The organism is Alloalcanivorax venustensis ISO4 (genome assembly GCF_015356855.1).
In the GTDB taxonomy this organism is placed as follows: Bacteria; Pseudomonadota; Gammaproteobacteria; order Pseudomonadales; family Alcanivoracaceae; genus Alloalcanivorax; species Alloalcanivorax venustensis.
Genome location: NZ_ARXR01000045.1, coordinates 1 through 19585, shown reverse-complemented (window position 1 = coordinate 19585; position 19585 = coordinate 1). Strand labels below are relative to the sequence as shown.

17 protein-coding genes are annotated in these 19585 nt (G+C 63.5%); 9 read left to right on the top strand and 8 right to left on the bottom strand.

All coding sequences use genetic code 11. The features are described from left to right. A partial coding sequence (locus tag ISO4_RS15545) for a DUF58 domain-containing protein (protein ID WP_194856801.1) occupies nt 1-1107 on the top strand: 1107 nt, incomplete at its 5' end. A gap of 256 nt (nt 1108-1363) precedes the next feature. Beyond that, on the top strand, nt 1364-3400 hold the full coding sequence (gene betT / locus ISO4_RS15540; protein ID WP_194856800.1) for a choline BCCT transporter BetT: 2037 nt from the start codon (nt 1364-1366) through the stop codon (nt 3398-3400). Here the strand turns inward: betT and ISO4_RS15535 are convergent, their stop codons facing one another. After that, a complete protein-coding gene (locus ISO4_RS15535) occupies nt 3401-3946 on the bottom strand; it encodes an elongation factor P hydroxylase (protein WP_194856799.1) in 546 nt (181 codons plus the stop codon). On the opposite strand from ISO4_RS15535, the gene ISO4_RS15530 reads away from it, so the two are divergent. The 4 genes from ISO4_RS15530 (at nt 3935) to ISO4_RS15515 (ending at nt 7648) form a co-directional block, all read left to right on the top strand. Then, on the top strand, nt 3935-5320 hold the full coding sequence (locus ISO4_RS15530; protein WP_194856798.1) for an MATE family efflux transporter: 1386 nt from the start codon (nt 3935-3937) through the stop codon (nt 5318-5320). The genes ISO4_RS15535 and ISO4_RS15530 overlap by 12 nt on opposite strands. Nucleotides 5321-5418: 98 nt before the next feature. Continuing rightward, nucleotides 5419-5727, top strand: a complete 309-nt coding sequence (locus tag ISO4_RS15525; RefSeq protein WP_194856797.1) for a DUF3649 domain-containing protein — start codon at nt 5419-5421, stop codon at nt 5725-5727. Next, the gene (locus tag ISO4_RS15520) at nt 5724-7316 is read left to right on the top strand and encodes a PepSY-associated TM helix domain-containing protein (RefSeq protein WP_228548193.1); all 1593 of its coding nucleotides are present in this window, start codon (nt 5724-5726) and stop codon (nt 7314-7316) included. The genes ISO4_RS15525 and ISO4_RS15520 overlap by 4 nt, the downstream gene beginning before the upstream one ends. Then, nucleotides 7313-7648, top strand: coding sequence for a DUF3325 domain-containing protein (locus ISO4_RS15515; protein ID WP_194856796.1), 336 nt, complete (start codon nt 7313-7315; stop codon nt 7646-7648). The genes ISO4_RS15520 and ISO4_RS15515 overlap by 4 nt, the downstream gene beginning before the upstream one ends. Nucleotides 7649-7654: 6 nt before the next feature. On the opposite strand, the gene ISO4_RS15510 is transcribed toward ISO4_RS15515, so the two are convergent. Continuing rightward, entirely contained in the window at nt 7655-9280 is a 1626-nt protein-coding gene (locus ISO4_RS15510; RefSeq protein ID WP_194856795.1) for a methyl-accepting chemotaxis protein, read from the bottom strand. A gap of 271 nt (nt 9281-9551) precedes the next feature. Between ISO4_RS15510 and ISO4_RS15505 the strand changes: the two genes are divergently transcribed. After that, on the top strand, nt 9552-10139 hold the full coding sequence (locus ISO4_RS15505; protein WP_228548192.1) for a hypothetical protein: 588 nt from the start codon (nt 9552-9554) through the stop codon (nt 10137-10139). 10 nt (nt 10140-10149) lie between these two features. On the opposite strand, the gene ISO4_RS15500 is transcribed toward ISO4_RS15505, so the two are convergent. The 4 genes from ISO4_RS15500 to ISO4_RS15485 form a co-directional block, all read right to left on the bottom strand. Further along, nucleotides 10150-10467: a hypothetical protein gene (locus ISO4_RS15500; protein ID WP_194856793.1), complete on the bottom strand. Its 318-nt coding sequence runs from the start codon at nt 10465-10467 to the stop codon at nt 10150-10152. An 86-nt stretch (nt 10468-10553) separates the two neighbouring features. Continuing rightward, complete coding sequence (locus ISO4_RS15495) at nt 10554-11078, bottom strand: DUF192 domain-containing protein (RefSeq protein ID WP_194856792.1); 525 nt, start codon at nt 11076-11078, stop codon at nt 10554-10556. A 42-nt stretch (nt 11079-11120) separates the two neighbouring features. Next, nucleotides 11121-11708 (bottom strand): hypothetical protein, encoded by a 588-nt coding sequence (locus tag ISO4_RS15490; protein WP_194856791.1) that lies wholly within the window; start codon nt 11706-11708, stop codon nt 11121-11123. A gap of 110 nt (nt 11709-11818) precedes the next feature. Then, nucleotides 11819-13249, bottom strand: a complete 1431-nt coding sequence (locus ISO4_RS15485) for an MBL fold metallo-hydrolase (protein WP_194856790.1) — start codon at nt 13247-13249, stop codon at nt 11819-11821. 742 nt (nt 13250-13991) lie between these two features. Between ISO4_RS15485 and ISO4_RS15480 the strand changes: the two genes are divergently transcribed. Beyond that, complete coding sequence (locus ISO4_RS15480) at nt 13992-14522, top strand: hypothetical protein (RefSeq protein ID WP_194856789.1); 531 nt, start codon at nt 13992-13994, stop codon at nt 14520-14522. 59 nt (nt 14523-14581) lie between these two features. Continuing rightward, nucleotides 14582-15091, top strand: a complete 510-nt coding sequence (locus ISO4_RS15475) for a hypothetical protein (protein ID WP_194856788.1) — start codon at nt 14582-14584, stop codon at nt 15089-15091. A 566-nt stretch (nt 15092-15657) separates the two neighbouring features. Here ISO4_RS15475 and ISO4_RS15470 read toward each other — a convergent pair. Continuing rightward, nucleotides 15658-19074 carry an Ig-like domain-containing protein gene (locus tag ISO4_RS15470; protein ID WP_194856787.1) on the bottom strand — a complete coding sequence of 1139 codons (3417 nt, stop codon included), beginning with the start codon at nt 19072-19074 and terminating at the stop codon, nt 15658-15660. A gap of 9 nt (nt 19075-19083) precedes the next feature. After that, nucleotides 19084-19585 (bottom strand): OmpP1/FadL family transporter (locus tag ISO4_RS15465; RefSeq protein ID WP_194856786.1); only part of this gene is annotated, 502 nt, incomplete at its 5' end.

The following is a 19585-nucleotide window of genomic DNA, read 5'->3' as shown; positions in this document are numbered from 1 at the left end:
ATCGCGCACACCGTCACCCTGCTGCTCGACAGTCGTGGCGCCGTCGCCGGTGAGCCGTGGCTGGTGGCCGATCACCACCCGCCGGACGATCCGCTCACCGGCCTGCCGCGCACCCTGGTGCCCGCCGTCGATCACGACCGCACCGAAGTGACCTACCGCTACCGGCCCACCCGGCGCGGCACCGTGCGGTTCGGCGATATCGAGCTGTGGCTGCCGTCGCCGCGCGGCCTCTGGCAGCAGCGTCGGCGCATCGCCGCCGAGCGGCGGGTGCCGGTCTATCCCGACTTCTCGCCGATCGCCCGCGCCGCCCTGGCGGTGGACAAAAGCCGCGGTCGCTTCGGGGCCCGGGTGCAGCCGCGCCGGGGCGAGGGCCTGGAATTCCACGAGCTGCGCGACTATCAGGCCGGCGACAGCCCGCGCCGCATCGACTGGAAGGCCAGCGCCCGCCGCCAGCGGCTGATCACCCGCCACTATCAGGACGAGCAGAACCAGAGCGTCTGGGTGCTGCTCGACGGCGGCCGTCGCATGGCGCTGCCGATCGGCGACCTGACCGCTTTCGACCATGGCCTCAACGCCGCCCTGCTGCTGGCCTGGTCGGCGCTGCGCCAGGGCGACCGGGCCGGCGCCATGCTGTTCTCGGCGGAAACGCCACGCTGGCTGGACCCGGTGCACGGGCCCAACGGCATCCAGAGCCTGCTGAAAGGCTTCTACGACGTGCACCCCGCCGACCGCGCCAGCGACTTCAGCCAGGCGGCGCGGCACTTCCACGGCCGCTGGCGGCGGCGCGCCCTGGTGGTGATCATCAGCCGGGTGCAGGCGGAGGACAGCGACGACCTGCTCGCCGCCGTGCGTATGCTCAGCCGCCGCCACCTGGTGATGGTCGCCGACATGGAGCTGCCCGAGCAGGCCGCCCTGCGCCACGCCCGCGTGACCGGCGTGGACGACGCCCTGCGTGTCACCGCCGACGCCCACGAACAACACCTGCGCCGCGCGCTGCACGCGCGCCTTCGCCACGCCGGCGCGCAGCTGGTGGCGGCCACCCCGGACACCCTCGCCGAACGCCTCGGCCAGGCCTACCAGCAACTCAAGCAGGCCGGGCGGCTGTAACAACAACACTGAGGGAGCGTGCTATTTTGTGGGAGCGGGCCTCGCCCGCGAAAGGGCGCGGAGCGCCCGGCAGGTTCCCAGAGACCTTGTTGGTATTCCGTCTTCCGGTCTCTCTGGCATCCTGCCGGCCGGCATAGCCGGCCTTTCGCTTGCAAGCAAGCTCCCACGAGGCTGGCTCCCACAAACTCGCGTCGTTTTCACCGCCGCTGTGTTAGCGTCTTGATATTGAGTTTCTTCCAAGGATCAGGAGAACCCGATGAGTGATGATCCCCAGCAAAGCCCCGCCCCGGAACAAAAACCCAAGGTACTGATTAACCCGCCGGTGTTCTTCACTTCGGTGGCGATCATCGCCGCCATGGTGCTGTTTTCGGTGATCGTGCCGGAAACCGCGGAAACCGTGTTCGACAACGTCAAAGCGCGGGTGATCAGCGACGCCGGCTGGTTCTACGTGCTCACCGTGGCGATCATCATCACCCTGGTGACCTTTCTGGCGGTGAGCCGCTTCGGGGACATCAAGTTGGGCAAGGATCACTCGGAGCCGGACTACAGCTACGGGTCCTGGTTCGCGATGCTGTTCTCCGCGGGCATGGGCATCGGCCTGATGTTCTTCGGCGTGGCCGAGCCGGTGACCCACTTCACCGCGCCGCCGATGGCGGACCCGGGCACCATCGCCGCCGCCAAGGAGGCGATGCGCGCCACCTTCTTCCACTGGGGGCTGCACGCCTGGAGCATCTACGCCATCGTCGGCCTGATTCTCGCCTACTTCAGTTTCCGGCACGGCCTGCCGCTGACGCTGCGCTCGGCGCTCTACCCACTGATCGGCAAGAGAATCTACGGCCCGCTGGGCCACGCGGTGGACATCTTCGCGGTGGTGGGCACGGTGTTCGGCGTCGCCACCTCGCTGGGCTTCGGCGTCGAGCAGGTCAACGCCGGCCTGAACTATCTGTTCGGACTGCCCAAGAACGAATGGGTGCAGGTGGGGCTGATCGTCGCCATCACCGGCCTGGCCACCATCTCCGTGGTCACCGGCCTGGACGCCGGCATCCGCCGCCTGTCCGAACTGAACCTGGGGCTCGCCTTCCTGCTGCTGGCGTTCGTGCTGATCCTGGGCCCCACCGTGTTCCTGCTGAAAGCCTATGTGCAGAACCTGGGCGATTACCTTTCCGAGCTGGTCAGCATGACCTTCAACCTCTACACCTATCAGCCCAAGGTGGAAGACGGCCCGCAGGACTGGATGGGCGGCTGGACCCTGTTCTATTGGGGCTGGTGGATTTCCTGGTCGCCGTTCGTGGGCATGTTCATCGCCCGTGTTTCCCGCGGCCGCACCATCCGTGAATTCGCCCTGGGCGTGATGCTGGTGCCCGCCGGCTTCACCCTGTTCTGGATGACCGTGTTCGGCGATTCCGCGATCCGCATGATTCTGGACGGCTCCTACGCGCAGCTGGCGGAATACGTGAAGGACGACAACGCGGTGGCGTTGTTCCGCTTCCTGGAGCAGTTCCCCTGGTCGGGCTTTATTTCCGGCGTCGCCACCCTGATGGTGGTGGTGTTCTTCGTCACCTCCTCGGACTCCGGTTCCATGGTGGTGGACATGCTGGCCTCCGGCGGCCACGACGACACCCCGGTGTGGCAGCGGATTTTCTGGGCCGGCTCCGAGGGTCTGGTGGCGATCGCGCTGATGCTGGCCGGCGGCCTGCAGGCGCTGCAGTCCGCCACCATCGCCTCGGCGCTGCCGTTCTCGGCGGTGCTGCTGATCGCCTGCTTCGGGCTGGTCCGATCCTTGAGGGTGGAAGGCATCCGGCGCACCAGCTTCCAGTCCAATCTGGGCACCGCGCCGGCGGCCATCCACGTGGGCCACACCGCGCCCACCGGCGGCTGGAAGTCGCGCCTGCGGGGCATGGTCAGCTTCCCGGGCCGCGCCCGGGTCGAGGCGTTCCTGCGCGACGTCGCCACGCCGGCCCTTAACGCCGTGGCCGACGAACTGCGTGGCCACGGCCTGGAAGTGGAAGTGAAAGAAGCCGACGACCGCGCCACCCTGATCGTCGGTCACGCGGAGGAAACCGACTTTCTCTACGGCGTACGCATACGCGGCTACGCGCGCCCGTCGATCACCATGCGCCAGCTGGAGCACTCGAAACGTCACGCCGACAGCGACCAGTACTTCCGCGCCGACGTGTTCCTCAGCGAAGGCGGCCAGGACTACGACCTGATGGGCTTCACCCGCGAGCAGGTGATCAGTGACGTGCTCGACCAGTACGAGAAGCACATGCATTTCCTGCACATGCTGCGCTGATCAGACTTTGTAGAAGCGGGTCAGGGCGTCGAGCCAGAGGCGGGCGCGGGGCGGCGGGCCGTCGCGGTGCAGGCGCTCGGCGAGGGCCTGGACGTCGGCGGCGAAGCGGGCTTCGTCGCCGGGGTCGCCGTCCAGGTTGTCCAGGGAGACGCGGAACGGATGATTGCAGGCGGCGCAGAACAGCGCTTCCAGCGCCTGGGGCCGCACTTCCACGCGCAGGAATTCCGCCTGGGCGGCGGCGTCGCGGCCGTCCGGCGCGTACCAGTAGCCGTAGTCGTCCAGGCGCCGGCGGCGGGGGCCGGCCACGCACCAGTGCGCGACCTCGTGCAGGGCGCTGCGGAAATAATCCCGGGTGTAGCGGATACGCGCGGGCTCGCCGGCCAAATACACCGGTTCCTCGAAACCGCCTTCCAGCACGGTGTGGTGGCGCTCGAAAAAAGTGTCCCGGAACAGCGTTTCCAGGTCGGTGGCGCGGTGCACCACGCCACGGGATTGCGGTATGGTAGCCGCCCCGTGATCAGGCTGTAGTGCGCCATGTCCGCTCATCGTCTCGAATACCTTGCTCAGTTGCGTCTTGCCCTGCCGATCCTCGGCGGCCAGCTGGCGCAGACCGCCAACGGCTTCGTGGACACCATGATGGCGGGCCGGGTGGGCGCCGAGGATCTCGCCGCGGTGGCGGTGGGCGCCAGCATCTGGGTGCCGCTGTTCCTGTTCATGACCGGCGTGCTGATGAGTGCCACGCCGATCCTCTCCCGCCACCTCGGCGGCGAAGCTTACCATCGCGTCAACCCGGTGGCCCAGCAGGGGCTGTGGCTGGCGCTGGGGCTGGGCCTGTTCAGCGCGGTGGTACTGCGTTCGATGGGACCGCTGCTGGGCCTGATGGACGTGGACCCGGCGATCCGCCCGCTGGTGGCGGGCTACCTGGACGCGCTCAGTTGGGGCATGCCCGGCGCCGCCGTGCTGCTGGCGTTGCGCAGCTACACCGAGGCGATGAACCACACCCGGCCGGTGCTGTGGATCAGCGTCATCGGCCTGGCCATCAACATCCCCGCCAACTATGTGCTGATCTACGGCAAGCTGGGTTTCCCGGCCATGGGCGGCGTCGGCTGCGGCTGGGCCACCAGTCTGGTGATGTGGTGCATGGCGCTGATGATGGGCGCCTATATCCGCCGCCATCCGGTCTACCGCCCCGCGCGGCTGACCCTGCGCGAGCGCCATCTGGAGCTGGCCAGCCTGGGCTACATGCTGCGGCTGGGGCTGCCGGTGGGCCTGTCGATTTTCTTCGAGGTGAGCATCTTCGCGGTGATCGCGCTGTTGATCAGCCGGCTGGGGCCGGAGATCGTCGCCGGCCATCAGATCGCGCTCAATTTCACCTCGCTGATTTTCATGATCCCGCTGAGTTTCGCATTGGCCGCCACGGTGCGCGTGGGGCATGCGCGCGGCCGCCACGACAGCGCCGGGCTGAGCCGCGCGGTGCGCTGCTCGCTGGCGATGACCGGCGGCATCGGCCTGGTCGCCGGGCTGGCGCTGATCGTCAGCCGGCCGTGGATTCCGCACATCTACACTGACAACCCGGAGGTGATCGCCCTGGCCGCGCACCTGCTGCTGTTCGCCGGTATCTACCAGGTGTCCGACGCTCTGCAAGTGTGCGCCAACGGCTGCCTGCGCGGCTTCGAGGACACCGCCTGGCCGATGCTGATGACGCTGGTGGCCTACTGGGGTGTGGGTCTGCCGGTGGGCTACGTGCTCGGCCTCACCGATCTGTGGGGCCCGGCCATGGGTCCGGCGGGCTTCTGGATCGGTCTGGTATCGGGCCTCACCGCCGCCGCCGTGCTGCTCGGCATCCGCCTGCGCTGGCGGCTGCGGCAACCGCTGGCGGCCCAGGCGGGCGCGGACGTCGGGTTGCGGCAATCCGCCTGACACTGCGATTGCATTCACTCCCCAGATGCGGATAATAACGATTCTTATTTGCTTTATCTGTCCATGACGGGTGCCGACGCTTCGACGCTGGGGATTGCATGTCCAAACATTCTTTGCAGCGGCTCGCCGCCTCGCCCGCGGTGGGCGTGGCCTCGCGCACGCTGGCGGCCGTGTTCGGCGGCTACGCCCTGGCCGCCTGCGCCACCACCGCCCTCGCCCTGTGGCTGCCGGCGGCGACCGCCACGGCGGTGATCACCGCCAACCTGCTCTCCTTTCTGATCTACACCGTAGCGGTGCTGTGGGCGTTCGCCACTCGCAGCGCCGCCCGCGCCTGGGTGGGCATCCTGGCGCCGGCACTGATGCTGGCCGTTCTGGCCTGGCTGGGCGGCGCGGGGAACCCGTTTTGAAGGCGGGTCTGCGTCAATCCATGGCCTGGCTGCACACCTGGAGTGGCCTGTTACTGGGCTGGCTGCTGCTGGCCATGTTCGTAACCGGCACCAGTGCCTATTTCCGCGAAGAAATCTCCCTGTGGATGGCCCCGGAACTGCACCACTCGCAACCGTCGCCGGACACCCCCGCGCTGGCCTGGGCGGCGCTCAACGCCAAGGCCCCGGACGCGAAAAGCTGGGACATTCAGCTGCCCGAGGCCCGCTCCCCGGTGGCGCAGTTGCGCTGGCAGCCGGACAGGCCCCAGGCCGAGGACGGCGGGCGCCGGCGCGGCGAGCAGGCGGTGATGGACGCCGGCAGCGGCGAGCTGTTGTCGCCGCGCGCCAGCCGGGGCGGCGACTTTCTTTACCGCTTTCACTTTGAGCTGTACGGGGTGCCGCGTATCTGGGCACGCTGGCTGATCTGCGTGGCTACCATGTTCATGCTGGTGGCGATCGTCAGCGGGGTGATCACCCACAAGAAAATCTTCAAGGATTTCTTCACCTTCCGGCCCGGCAAGGGCCAGCGCTCCTGGCTGGACAGCCACAACGCCACGGCGGTGCTGGCGCTGCCGTTTCATTTCATGATCACCTATTCGGGCCTGCTGATTTTCATGGTGATGCTGATGCCCTGGGGCATGAACGCGGCCTACGAAGACGGCTGGCGCGGCTTCTTCCAGGACGTGTTTCCGCGCGAGGAGCCGGCCGCCGAGGGCGGCGCCGCGATGCCGATGGTGGACATCGTGCCGCTGGTGGCGCGCGCCCGGGACACCTTCGAACAGCCGGTGCGCCGCATCAGCGTGGACTGGCCCAACCGGGACAACGCGGTGATCCGCGTATCCACGGCCAAAGATCCCCACATCACCGACCAGCGCCGGGGCGGCAACCCCACCCTGGTGTTCAACGGCGGCACCGGCGAGTTGCTGGAAACGCGACCGGGCGATGAAGCGGTGCCCGGCGCCTTCCGGGTCTACAACCTGCTGGTCAACCTGCACCTGGCGCGCTTCGCCGACCCCACCGTGCGCTGGCTGTTCTTCCTGTTCGGCGTGGGCGGCACCGCCATGGTCGCCACCGGCATGCTGCTGTGGGTGTCCAAGCGCACCCAGCAGCTGCGCGGCAAGGCGCCGGGCGCCGCGCTGCGGCTGGTGAACGGACTCAACATCGCCTCGCTCACCGGCCTGCTGGGCGCGCTGGCCGCCTACTTCGCCGCCAACCGGCTGCTGCCGGTGGAGCTGGCCGCCCGGGAGAGCTGGGAGATCCGCGTGTTCTTCCTGACCTGGCTGCTGGCGCTTGTCCACGCCCTGCTGCGCCCGGACCGGCGCGGCTGGATCGAGCAGCTGGCGGCAATCACCGTGCTGTGGGCGGCGTTGCCGCTATTGAATGTGGCCACCACCGACAGCCACCTGTTCAGCGCCACCGCCTGGCGAACCGGCGCGCTGGCCGGGTTTGATGTGGTGTGTTTGCTGATGGCGGCGACCGGCGGCTACGCGCTGTGGCGGGTGGTGCGGAAGCAACCCGTTCGCGGGCGCGGCCCGCTCCCACAACGACGCACGGCGGAGGATGGCGCATGACGGTCATTGCCGTGACGTTGCCGCTGAGCCTGGCCTACGCCGGCCTGACCGCCCTGGCGCTGGCGATGAAACGCCACCATGAGGCGGCGCTGGGCGCCAAACCGCCGGCGACGCGGCTGCGCGCCTTCCGCGTCGCCGGCTGGGTGTTGATGGCGTTGATGGTGGCCAGTTGCCTGCGGCTGTGGCCCACCGGCCTGGCGCTCTCCATGGCCCTGGGCCTGGTCACCCTGGCCGGCCTGCCGCTGGTGTTTTTGCTGCCCTATCGGCCGCGTTTGATGGTGCGGCTGGCGCCGATACTGCCGGTGCTGGCTCTGATCGCCACGGCGGTGTAGCGCTTTTCAGGTGGCTTCGCCGAGCACGAAGGAATCGATCAGCGTGCTGAGGCGGCCGGCGTGGCCGCGCATCTCGGCGGCGTTGCCGGAAGTCTGATGGACCATGGCGGCGTTTTGCTGGGTCACGGAATCCATCTCCGCCACGGCGGTGTTCACCTGGCCGATGCCGCTGCTTTGCTCGGCGGCGCCGCTGCTGATTTCCTCGATCACCTCGGTGACCCGGGCAACGCTGTCGACGATACCGCGCATGGTCTCGCCGGCCTGGCGGACCAGTTCCGAACCTTCCCGGGTGCGCGACACCGAGGTGTCGATCAAGGCGCGGATCTCGCGGGCGGCTTCACCGGCGCGGCCGGCCAGGTTGCGCACTTCTTCGGCCACCACCGCGAAACCGCGCCCGTGCTCGCCGGCGCGGGCCGCCTCCACCGAGGCGTTGAGGGCGAGAATATTGGTCTGGAAGGCGATGCCGTCGATCAGGGTCACGATCTCGTTCACACGGGTGGCGGAGTCACTGATCTCGCCCATGGTGGTTTCCACCTGGCCCATCACCGCCAGGCCGTCGCCGGCCACCTTCCCGGTGCCCGCCACCAGCTTGTTGGCCTGACCGGCGGATTCGGCGCTGTGATTGACGGTGGCGGTGATCTCCTCCATGGAGGCGGACGTCTCCTGCAGGTTGGCGGCGGCCTGCTCGGTGCGGGTGGCCAGCTCCTCGCTGCTCAGCGCGATCTCATCGGCGGCGCGGTTCACGTGGCGGGTGCTGCCGCGCACCTCCAGCAGGGTCTCCTGCATGCGCGCCACGAAGCCGTTGAACTGATTGGCCAGCTCGCCGACTTCGTCGTCGGTGGTCACCGCCAACCGGCGCGTCAGATCGCCCTTGCCGCGGGCGATGTCTTCCATGGCCGTGGCGGTATCGCGGATCGGCCGCACGGTGCGGCGCACCATCCAGGCGGCGCCGGCACCCACCAGCGCCATCAACCCCAGGCCGGTGGCCACGGTGGTGATCATGGATCGCTTCAGCGACGCCATCGCCTCCGCTTCCGCCACCGCCATGCTCTTGTCCACCTCGGTGGCGTACACCCCGGCGCCGATCATCCAGCCCCACTGCGGGATGGCGGTGGCGTAGGAGTACTTTGCTTCCACCGTCTCGGTGGCCGGGTTGGTCCAGCGGTACTGGTAATAACCGCCGCCGTCGCGGGCCACGGCGATCAAATCCCGAATCACGTACTGGCCGTCTTCGTCCTGCAGGTCCCAACTGTTACCGCCCACGCTGTCGGTGCGCGAGGCCGCCACGTTGCCCTGGAAGTCATACACGAACAAATAGTTGCCGCCGCCGAAGGTGACGTTGCCGAGAATCTCCCGGGCGCGGGCCTGGGCGGCGGCCTGCTCCTCCGGCGGCGCGTCGGCCAGGTGGCTCACCGACGCCTTGGCGGCATCCACCAGGTTCTTGATGCCCTGCTGGCGCGCTTCGATCAACGCGGACCGTTGCTCGGTCAGGCTCTGGCGGGTTTCCCGGCGGCTTTCCAGGGTGGCCAGCACTTCCAGAATCAACGTGATCAGAAGCACCGGGCCCAGGGCCAGGAGCAGCATCTTGTTCTGCAGGTTGGAGCGGATACTAAAGCGGGAGGAACGGGACATGACGGTTTTTCCGGGTTGTAAGGTTTGTATGCGCTTGGCATCTGGCCGGTTCATCGGCTGATCCGACCGCCGCTTTAATTCCCGCAAAACAGCGCTTGCGCGCCCCGCCGCCACCGTCTAGTGTGAAAACATAGGCTGCGCGGAGGTGTTTATGGCAAACCGGCGTGACCCCATTGGCAACACGAAGCGTCCCAACAACGTGTTGCCATTCACCCCACGACGGCGAGCCGCTTCGCCGCCGATTCTCAGGCTCTCCCCTGAATACGACGGCATGGAACTGCTCTATGCCAACGACCAGCATCCCGACACCCTTTTCTCGGTCAAAATCCTGGCCTGGGCACGCCTGGAAAACGGCGAGACCCTGGCGATGGTGCCGTGGCTGAGAAAACTGGCCAGTGCCCATGAGCTGGCGGACCCGCTCAACGGGCGCTGGGAAGGCTACCGGCTACCGGAGAGCGACTACCTGTTCTGCGAGGCGCCGCCGCACAAGGTCCAGGAGCTGGACGCCGCGGTGTCCTTCTTCGGCAAACCGGCCTTCGACAACCCCGGCCGGGGCCTGGTGCAGGAGATCCCCGACACCATCGGCACCCACGCGGTGTTTTCCGAGGACGAGTTCGAAACCCTGAGCCTGATGGAAGTGGTGAGCTGGCGCCTGTACGGCGACGGCACCGCCCGGGCCATGGTCGCCGACGAGGCGGCGGTCACCCAGACACCGGTGCTGCCCGGCGACCACTGCCTGGTGCCCGCCCAGAAGGAGCCGGATTTCCGCTACTTCTTCCAGCACGGCATCGCCAACCGGCTCAAGGAACACGACCCGGAGGCGCTGGCCGCCATCGCCATGCTCAACGCCCGGCAGTAACCCTGGCCGGTCAATCCGTGGAGAACGCGCGGATCACCTCGGGGAAGCGCAGGGCGATAAGCAGCAAGGCGTGGGCGGCGCCGTCCGGCGCGCCCAGGCCGCGCTCCCAGTGTTCCAGGGTGGGCAGGTCCACGCCCAGAACGCGGGCGAGGTGAAAGCGGTCGCGGCCGGTGAGCCGCACCGCCGCGGTCACGTGGGTGCCGTCCAGCGGGGTGTTCAAGGGCATCGGCGCCAGCTCCGGGCCGCGCCCCCGTTCCAGCAGGCGGTCCACCCAGGCGTCCGCCGCCGAGCCGGTGCACGGCGCGTAGGGGGTGCGCTCCTCCGACATATCGATCTCGCTCTCCGTTCCGCTTCCTTGGGTCGGTACGGCTTCAGTGTGCCGGGGTAAAACGCGGAGGGAATAAGCCGGAAACGCTAATCCTTGTCAGTGATCGGCTCGTCGTCGGGTGCGAGATCGCAGCGTCCTTCCTGCGGATCGAAAAGTCTGTCCCCTTTTTTCACGCCGTGGCGCTCGAAGAAGCCGGCGTTCACCTCCAGCGCGGACACGAACGCCCTCCCCGACCGGTAGACCTTGCAGCGGCGCGGGTCGTCATGGGGGCACGGCGTCATCGTCATGATCGACACGATACGGCCGTCCGGGTCGGCGAACGCCACGTCCAGGGGAATCAGCGTGCGGTACATATAAAACCCGACGCCCTTCGCCATCGGGCCGTCGAACAGAAACAGCATGCCGGCGTCCCCGGCCAGGCTGTCGCGCTGCATCAGGCCCCGGTTGCGCTGGGCTTGGGTTTCCGCCACTTCCACTTCAAGCGGCGCCGCCACACCCTCCACGCAGAGTTCCTTGGAAGAAAACGTCACCGGCGCGCCCTGCGCCGCCGCAACCGCAAGCCAGATCGAGGCGGCGAGGGCCAGATGAAGCAGCGTTTTGGTTATTGCCATGTTTCAGAGTCCTTTCCAATCCTTCGACGCTATCGTACCGGGCTAATGGGTGCGGTCGACGGGGCCGGCCTCCGGCCCGTTAGGGCGGCGCACCTCCTGGGCGGGCGTGACACCGGGGTGTAGGGGTTCGTCCTGCTGGTACAAGGGTTTGCTCCGGGGCGGTTTCATGATGAGCGCGTCTTCCAGGGTTTGGCCACCGACGGCGGCGCCGTAGCCGGCCTGGTCAAACAGGACGTTCGCGGCGCTCCGCCAGCGGGAGCGGAAAGCCTGGGCGCCGACGCCGAAGGCGGCCTCCAGCAGGCTCTCCTGGGATTGCGCCTCGGCGGCCCGGTAGCGCACCACCAGGGTGGCGTCCCAGGTCAGAACCAGTTGATACAGGTCCTGGCCGTCGTGCTGGGGCGCTTCCAGCGTGTACAAGGTGTTATAGAGAAATTGATATTCCCAGCCGCCCGCGCTGAATCCACCGCCAGGGCTGAAGCCGGCGATGCGATGCAGCTGCGCCACGGCGGTGGCCTTCAGGCTCTCCGCGTTACCCGCCCACGGCACCAGTGAAGCGTCCTGCGCCAGCCGGGTGTTGCGCAACGCGGTGGTTTGGTACTGCAAAGCCTGCGTGGAAAAATCGGCATCCATTGCCGGCCCCCAGAATCGTCATGGTGTTCGTTGTTATGCTGATTCAAAACTCTAGTTGAAACGGACCCGGCTTGCACCGGGTCCGTCCCCATTATTCCGTCGTCATGGAATCAGCGCTGGACCTTACTGAGGCACTGGGTCATCAGGTGGTCCAGGACCTTCTGCGGCTGGCCCATCAGGAAGCCGCGGCCGGGGGCGATCCAGTGCAGGTCTTCCTCCAGCAGCCGGGCCAGGCCGGCCACGTAGGCGTCGACGTCGGCGGCGGGCAGGTAGCCCTTGGCGATGGAGCGCTCCAGCACCGCAGTGCCGGAGAACAGCATGCCCTCCTCCTGGATCAGCAGGCATTGGCGGTCGTCCGCCTGGCCGGGGGTGTGCAGCAGCTTGAGGGTAAGCCCGCCCAGGCGGTGCGGCTCGCCGTGCGCCAGGCGCAGGTCCGCCGGGCCGGCCACGCCGAGGATGCGGGCGCCGGTGGCGCCCTGCAGGGTGCGGGCCGCCGCTTCCTGTTCGCGAGGCCGGGTGAGCACGATGGTGGACAGCACGCCGTCGCAGGCTTCCAACAGCGCGTGCAGGTCATCCCGGCCCTCGATCACCGGGTCCACCACCAGGGCCTGCTCACCGGCGCGCACCAGGTAGCTGTTAAAGCCCGGGCCGCCGTCGTCCGAACCGGTGTTCAAGGTCAGGCGCGATACGTGGTTGCTGAGCGCCACCCACAGGCCCGCCTCCAGGCGCGCCTGGGCGTTGCCTTTGGCATCCGGGTCGAGCTTGCACACCTCATCGTAGGCCGGGCGGCCCGGCTCGATATACACCACCTCGTCACCCTTGCGCGCCGGCCACGGCTGCGTCGGGAAGGCTTGCGGCCGGCGGTCCCGGGCGTAGGCCAGCACCTCGTCCGCGGAGGCGAACTCCGACAGCTTGCGCAGCACGCTCACCGTCGGCGTGGCGAACTCGCGACGGCCCTGGCGGCGGTCCTCCAACGCGTCCTGCGGACGGATCCATATATGGTCGATGGTCTCATCACCGTCGTGGGCGGGCACCTGGTCCGGCGGCGCCACGGCGGCGAAGAAGCGGGTATCGAACCGGCGCGGCGGCCCCGGCGGCGTCACCCAGTGATCCAGATAGGCGATACCGTCCAGCGACAACGCCAACCCGTGGGAGCGGCACAGCTCCCCCAGATCCGCCTCACCACTGCCCACCGCCCAGCGGCCGTCCATCACCGGATGGCCGCCGTCCAGCCACTGGCCGGCGCTGTCGCGGGCCAGCAGCATGCCGGACTCCTCGAAGCACTCACGCACGGCGGCGACCAGATAGCCCAGCCCACCGCCCTCCGGCAGGCTCAGCAAGGCGCTGGCGGAATCGTCGTCGTGGCCAAAAAGGTGGCCGCTGCGGGCCAGGTCGCGGTCGCCGTCGTCGACGGCGCCGCCGGGGAACACATAAAAGCCGGGCATGAACACGGCCTTAAGGGTGCGCTGGAGCATCAAGACTTCAAGGCCCTGCTCGGTATCCCGGAGCAGCGCCAACGTTGAGGCGGGGCGAGGCTGCATGATCAGTTCTTATTGTCGAATCAATGAGTCAACAACCTTACCCCGACCGGCCGGCAAGAAAAAGCGAAGCACGCCACAGCCACTGCTTTGCACACACCTGTACGCCACAAAGCGCGAACAACCCTTCACGAAAACGGCCGAGACGGGTCCGACACCTTAATAGCAGCCCGTGGCGAACGATGCGGACACAGAAAAAAGCCGGCGAAATGCAAAATATTTCGATATTCAAGGAACGAACGGCTTGACCCAGGACACCAAAAACCAAGTGAAACGCTACAAATTGGTTAAAATGCTACCATAGGTAACAAACCCGGAAGGCCAGCGAAAAACTTACAGAATAAATAGCCAAAAGCTTACAAGAAAAACAAAATCAGATTTTAAAGAACGGACAATTTCCCGGTCACGTTTTTTGGCCGCATCAGAAAATACTACCGTTCGTCGGCTATGAGCTACCGTTCGTCGGGGACGCAGAACTTTTATTGTTTATGGTTGTACGCCAGATTTGAACCCCAAGTATTTGTTCTCGTTCTGTTTTCTCGTTTGTCGAATTTCATGTTTTCATTTTTTGAAAGACCCCTTTTCATTTTTTGCTATTCTCCCGCCTACCCTCCTCCTCTAACGTGAATCGTGTCGGTTCGGGGAGCAAAACAACAACTCACCCACCGACACGGCGGCGACCATGGAAGAAGTAAAGAATCGCTGCCGAAACCATCCAAATAAACGGAAGAATGAGGAGACTCTCATGTCTATGGAAATGATGAAGAAAGCTGTTCTTGGTGCTGCTGGCGCTATCGCTCTGCTGGGCGCGGCTTCTGCCCAAGCCCTGACCCTGGATCCCGCTGGCGCTGACGGCCAGAACTACACCTTCTCCGGGACCACGGATCTGTCCTATGGCAGCATCACCGCCAGCTGCACCCTGGAACTGTCCGGCTACATCACTGCCGGCAACGAAACCATTACCATCACCAACAACGATGTAAGCGGCCCCTACCCCTGCGGCTCCGTCAACATCAGCAACCTGGACGTGGGCGATGTGAGCAACATCGATTCCGACGGCGGCCAGGTTACTTTTGACGGCGTCGACGTCACCGTTGCCACTTTTTTCCAGTGTAACGATGGCACCGTGGTAGCGGACTTCCATAACGACGGAAGCAACCCTTCCTACTTCACCATTGCGCAGCAAAGCTTCGGCAACTGCACTCTGGAAACCGACACGCCGCTGACTATCGTTCCCGCTGACAGCTACAGCAGCGATGTAAATGTAAGCCCGTAAGAAAAACGAGGCTAAAACATGACGGGCACCAATAGGTGCCCGTTTTTTTGGAGGTCATTATGAAGCATACATTTATAGGGATGGCACTCCTTTCTGCAGCTCTGCAAGCCAATGCAATCACGCTAGACCCGGTTGGCGCTAATGGGGAAGAGTATAATTTTTTCGGCAGCTTCGAGCTAAGTTATGGAAGCGTTACATTCGGATGCTCGCTAAACATGACCACAGAAGTCAACACATCCACCGACACCATGGAGGTTGTTGATACTCAAGTAAGCGGTTCTTATCCTTGTCATGTTTTCAGCATTCAAAACCTGGGCACCGGAACGATAAGCAACGTTTCCAACGAAGGAGCCAGAATAGATTTCTCTGGCATAACCTTCACGGGGCATACATTTTTTGAATGTGATGGCGAAAGCATATACATCAACTTTAAAAACTCAGGCAGCAACCCCTCCTTCATTACAATTTCAGATCAGAATATATCGAACAACTGCTCTATCGAAACGGATGTTCCGCTTACTATCGTGCCTGCCGAGAGCCATAGCGGAGACCTAAACATCTACCCCTAATTTATCGCTGACATACAGGTTTTATTCTTTTACTTTGACTTAAAGTGCTTTTACTTAAAGACCATGCCCTGGGCAACCGAAAGCCCGGGGCACCTACTCCTCTTTTTAAATCCTTGTAGCTGTTCATCCACACTCGATAATCTACAAAACACTACCAAACGAAGCCACACCGACCCAGGCTGCCTGTTCCGTCTGTCAATATAACTTTCTTTGGTATCCCTAAGGTCCGGGTGTCCGAAAGAGCACTTCCGGGTCAGCAAACCTCGACGTCTCCTAGCCGTGCAGGCCCGTTCAGCGCATCACCACGAAAACATATTCGGCTCAGTTAGGAGGTAGATTGGATCAAGCATCGAATTGACAAGTTGGACTGGCGCTCAACAATCAGCGCGACTGTGCGACGGTATTCCGAGGCCCGGCTTGGATATGTCAAGCAGAGCAAAGTCTACGGATTTACCGGGCCCCGGAAAGCTTGGGCGCAAAGAGATATACCCAATGACGTGGGCGATTTTACTTTCCCTCTAAAGGCGAACGCCCTCACCATCGAGGGGATGGTAAGGGCGAGGCTATCACTTAATAGGCTGAGTCACATATTTTATGTATGTCCCTCTGTCTGGCAGCCTTAAATCAAGTTTGGTATTGATACCCCCTTCTTTATCACCATACCCACGAAGGTCTATATCAATATTATTATAATTAAATTGAGTCACAACCATTCGACCGTCATCAAGGAACTCAAGCGGGCCTGAGAGATCCATCGTCAACGGATAACTATGCAGATTATGTCGGTTATCTACAGCAAAGAATCGCTGTTCAAGATAAGGAACATCAAGATACAAATCGACCGTTGCATCCAGAACAGGCCCCTCTTCGGTCTCTCTGATCCAAGCCGTAACTGGTTGATCACGCTTTCCATCAGGGCCTGGTGCGTACCGAATCCGTAGTAACTGCGGCCCACTATAGGAATAAACGAATTGGGAAGAGAAGAGATTTGTGTACGTAGTCAAACTGGTCGTAACGATCTGGCTTGGCCAAATTTTTACTTTTATCGCATCTCTTTGCTCGGAGTACTCATCAGTAACCTCAGCATTCAACGCGCCAGTCAAGTATACAAATTTTTTGTCGGGACAATTTACAGGAATAAAATAATTTCCTGCAAACGGATTGTCTGGATCAAAGGGAATCGCCTCCCGAACACCGCAGCCGATATTCCCATAGTTAACGCCCAATGGAAAACCATCCGAGTCCGTTTCCTGAGAACCAGCGGTATTCCGGGAGAGCACCTTGGCGCTATTCGGAATCGGCTTTACGCCGTTCAGATCAATAGGAACGCCATTTAGCGGGCTCTCAGTTTGATCGGCGTAAGGATCCGGTTCTTCACCGGGTTCCTTTTCCTCCACTGCATATTCTCGTGGAACCGTATAAGAAATACTTGGAAAGAGAATCTCGCCTTGAACATCATGATTCGTATCGTGGAAGAAGTTCGCGTTTGTATCCGACGTGGGCGCATTAACTAAGTTCTGAAGAACACTATTGCTTTCTGCGCCTCCGCGGAAATAAATCACCATGTTTTTCCCGCCGCCGCGCTCGTCGACCGGATCAGTGCTTAAACGCGCGAAACCTGGATCCTTTTGCGGGTAAAGATCAATCGTTAGCTCCCCAAGTATCTGCGTTTGAAGAGGCAAGGCCGGCTGTTCATCGGAACAGATGGCGGTCGCCGGATCGCAGCTGCTGTCATGCATATCACCGTTGGAATGCAGTGTGTAGGCGTATAACGCTCCTTCCTGCCACTCCTCATCCGGATAAAAAGTGATCTGCCGGGGGTTAACTTTCAGCGAACCATTGATCTGCCCGCCAATAGGATTACCGTTCGCGTCGACTTCGTAAATTGTAAAAGTACTACCGAGCTGCACCGAATCCGCATCAACGTTCTTCGAGAAATTAACGATAATCGGCCGATTTTTAGGCAGGGCCATTACGGGCACTGAGTCACTGTCCTCGGTGCCGCCCTCAGGGTTATCAGGGTGCGTCCACTCGTAAACGCTGCCGAGACAAATACCCGCCATGTCGTTCGCCAGATCACGGGTCTGCGGGTCGGTCACACATGGGAAACCAGGATAGGTTGCGGTGACAACCGGGGGGCGAATCCGCATCTCCTCCGGATTTTCGCTCGGGTCAATCCCTCCGATGATCTGATCCACGACCAAGGGCAAGGCGAAGCTCTTCGAGATGCTCGCGGTTTCATTACCGTTGATATCCGTAATGCCGCTGTCAACAACCAGTTCATAATCGACCGGGTCGAGTTCATGGTCGAATTTAAGCGGCGACGCCGGATTCACTACGATGGCCGACCCCGAGACATTTACGGCCGTATCCACTTCCAAACCGTTTTCCAGAAGGTGCACTTTCCCGGCGACCGAAGCAGCGTTCAATGGCTCGTCAAAGTTAAGAATGATGGGGTCGCCCGGCTTAACCAGGCCAGTTTTAGCTTGCTCACCCACCAGGTCTTCCAGACTCCAACTCTGCAAAGCCGGGGGGGTATCATCCCCCACGACCTGCGGCGCATTGTTTTGGTCTTTATAAGACTGCAACTGGAAGCTCAACATCCCGTAGCCGTATTCCTGCCCCAGAATGTTGGGCTCAACCACGCTTACCGCATCCAGGTTCAGCACGCCGGCTTCGGGGTCCACCTCGGCAAGGCCGACCAGCTCGATGTGCATCAGATCCTGAGTAAAGGCGCCGTTGGCGCGCGCTTCGCTGGTGGCGATGCCCACGTCCATCAGCAGGTGCACGATGCGCAGGGCGTCCGGGTTGTTCTCGGCGTAGGGGTTCGGCACCAGGTAGCCGCTGGCGTCGGACAGCACGGTCATGGTGACGTCGCCGGAGCCGAAGCCGGCCGGTACTTCGCCGCCGATCAGGATCGGGTTGATTTCCGCGCCGTTGAGGACGGTCCCCTTGGGCAAGCGAATCGGGGTGACGTCCGTGTAGGTGGTGACGTCCGCCAGTTCCGCGCGCACCACTTCAGCGCTCGCCTGGGTGATGTTGTCGTTCTCGCCCAGCAGCGTGCCGTTAACCGGCACTTCGTTCACCGGCTTGCCGGTGAGGCGGGAGGTGGTGCCCTGGGTGAGTTTCTGTACCAGGATCGCCGGTTCGCGGCCCGGGGAAGAGTCTTTCGGCGTGAACGTGTAACTCTCGGCACCGAAGGTCTCGCCGTAGGTGCTGGCCAGGTCCGCGGTGATGTCCAGGGTGTAGGTTTCGCCGGCGTTCAGGTATTCCGCGTCCGGGTCCACGGTCATGTAGGCGCCGTCGATCAGCAGCGTGGCGTCCACCGGGTCGCCGGCGCCGTCACGCAGCAGCACGGTGTTGCCGTCGCCGTAGTTGGCGGTGGCGCGATCGATAGGCTGGGTAAACTGGAAACGGAAGCTGGAGAAATCCATCACCGGTTCCATTTCGGAGCCGTCGGGCATGCGCCGGCTGACTTCGAAGGTGTCTTCTTTCACCACCAGGTTTTTCGGGCCTTCGTTCAGCGGCCGGGTGGTGAAGGTAAGGGTCTGGTCCTTGGCGACGCCTTTGCGCAGACGCAGGTCGTCGATCACCACGGTGTAGGTCTGGTTCGGCTTCAGATCCTCGTCGGGCTGCAGCAGCACGTTGTTGGGCTCTTTGGCCACTGACTCCGGGGTGGTGTTGACCACGGTGCCGGTCTCGGCATCGCCCTCATACAGAGTGATGGAGTTTTGAGCCTGGCCCAGGTTGACGGCGCTGGAAAAGCGCAGTACCACCGGCGCGGCGGTGGAGATTTCGCCCTGGCCGTTATCGGGATAGGCGTAGAGCAGCGCTTGATTGTCGCCCTCGCCCGGGTTGCTGCCGAAATCGTCGACAGGTGAATCGCCGCCGTCACCGCCGCAGGCGGTGAGGAGCATCGCGGTGCTGAGCATCGCGACGGAGGACAGCAGCGTTCCTTTCCGCTTGATGATTCGTGTCTTCATGGTGCCCCCTTAAAACTGCATGCTGATGGAGCCGGCGAATACGTTGACGTCGCCATTGGTTTCCACCACGTCGTTGTTCAGCGCGGTCGGCTGGCTGGATACGATCTGGAATTCACGCTCTTCCATCAGGTGGTACTGGTAGCCGAAGTCCAGGCGCAGCGGATGCTTGAGGCCGTAGACGTGGTCGAAGGTCGCGCTCATGCCCAGGCCGATCACGGTGCGGTCGGCGTCCAGGTAGTTCACTTCCGGGTTCACGTCGTTGGCCAGCGGCGATTCCTCGAACGCCACGCCACCGGTGAGGGTGAAGGTGTCGTTCAGGTAGTACTCGGCGCCGATGCGCGGGATGACGATGTCGTCGAACTCCAGACCCAGATTGTTCTTGACGGTGTCGTTGTTGAGCTCGTCTTCGAGCGCGGACCATTCCTGCATTTCCACCGCCAGACCCAGGCGCCATTTATCGCGCTTGAGCTGCATGCCCAGGGTATAGATGTTGGGCTGGTAGGAATCCACC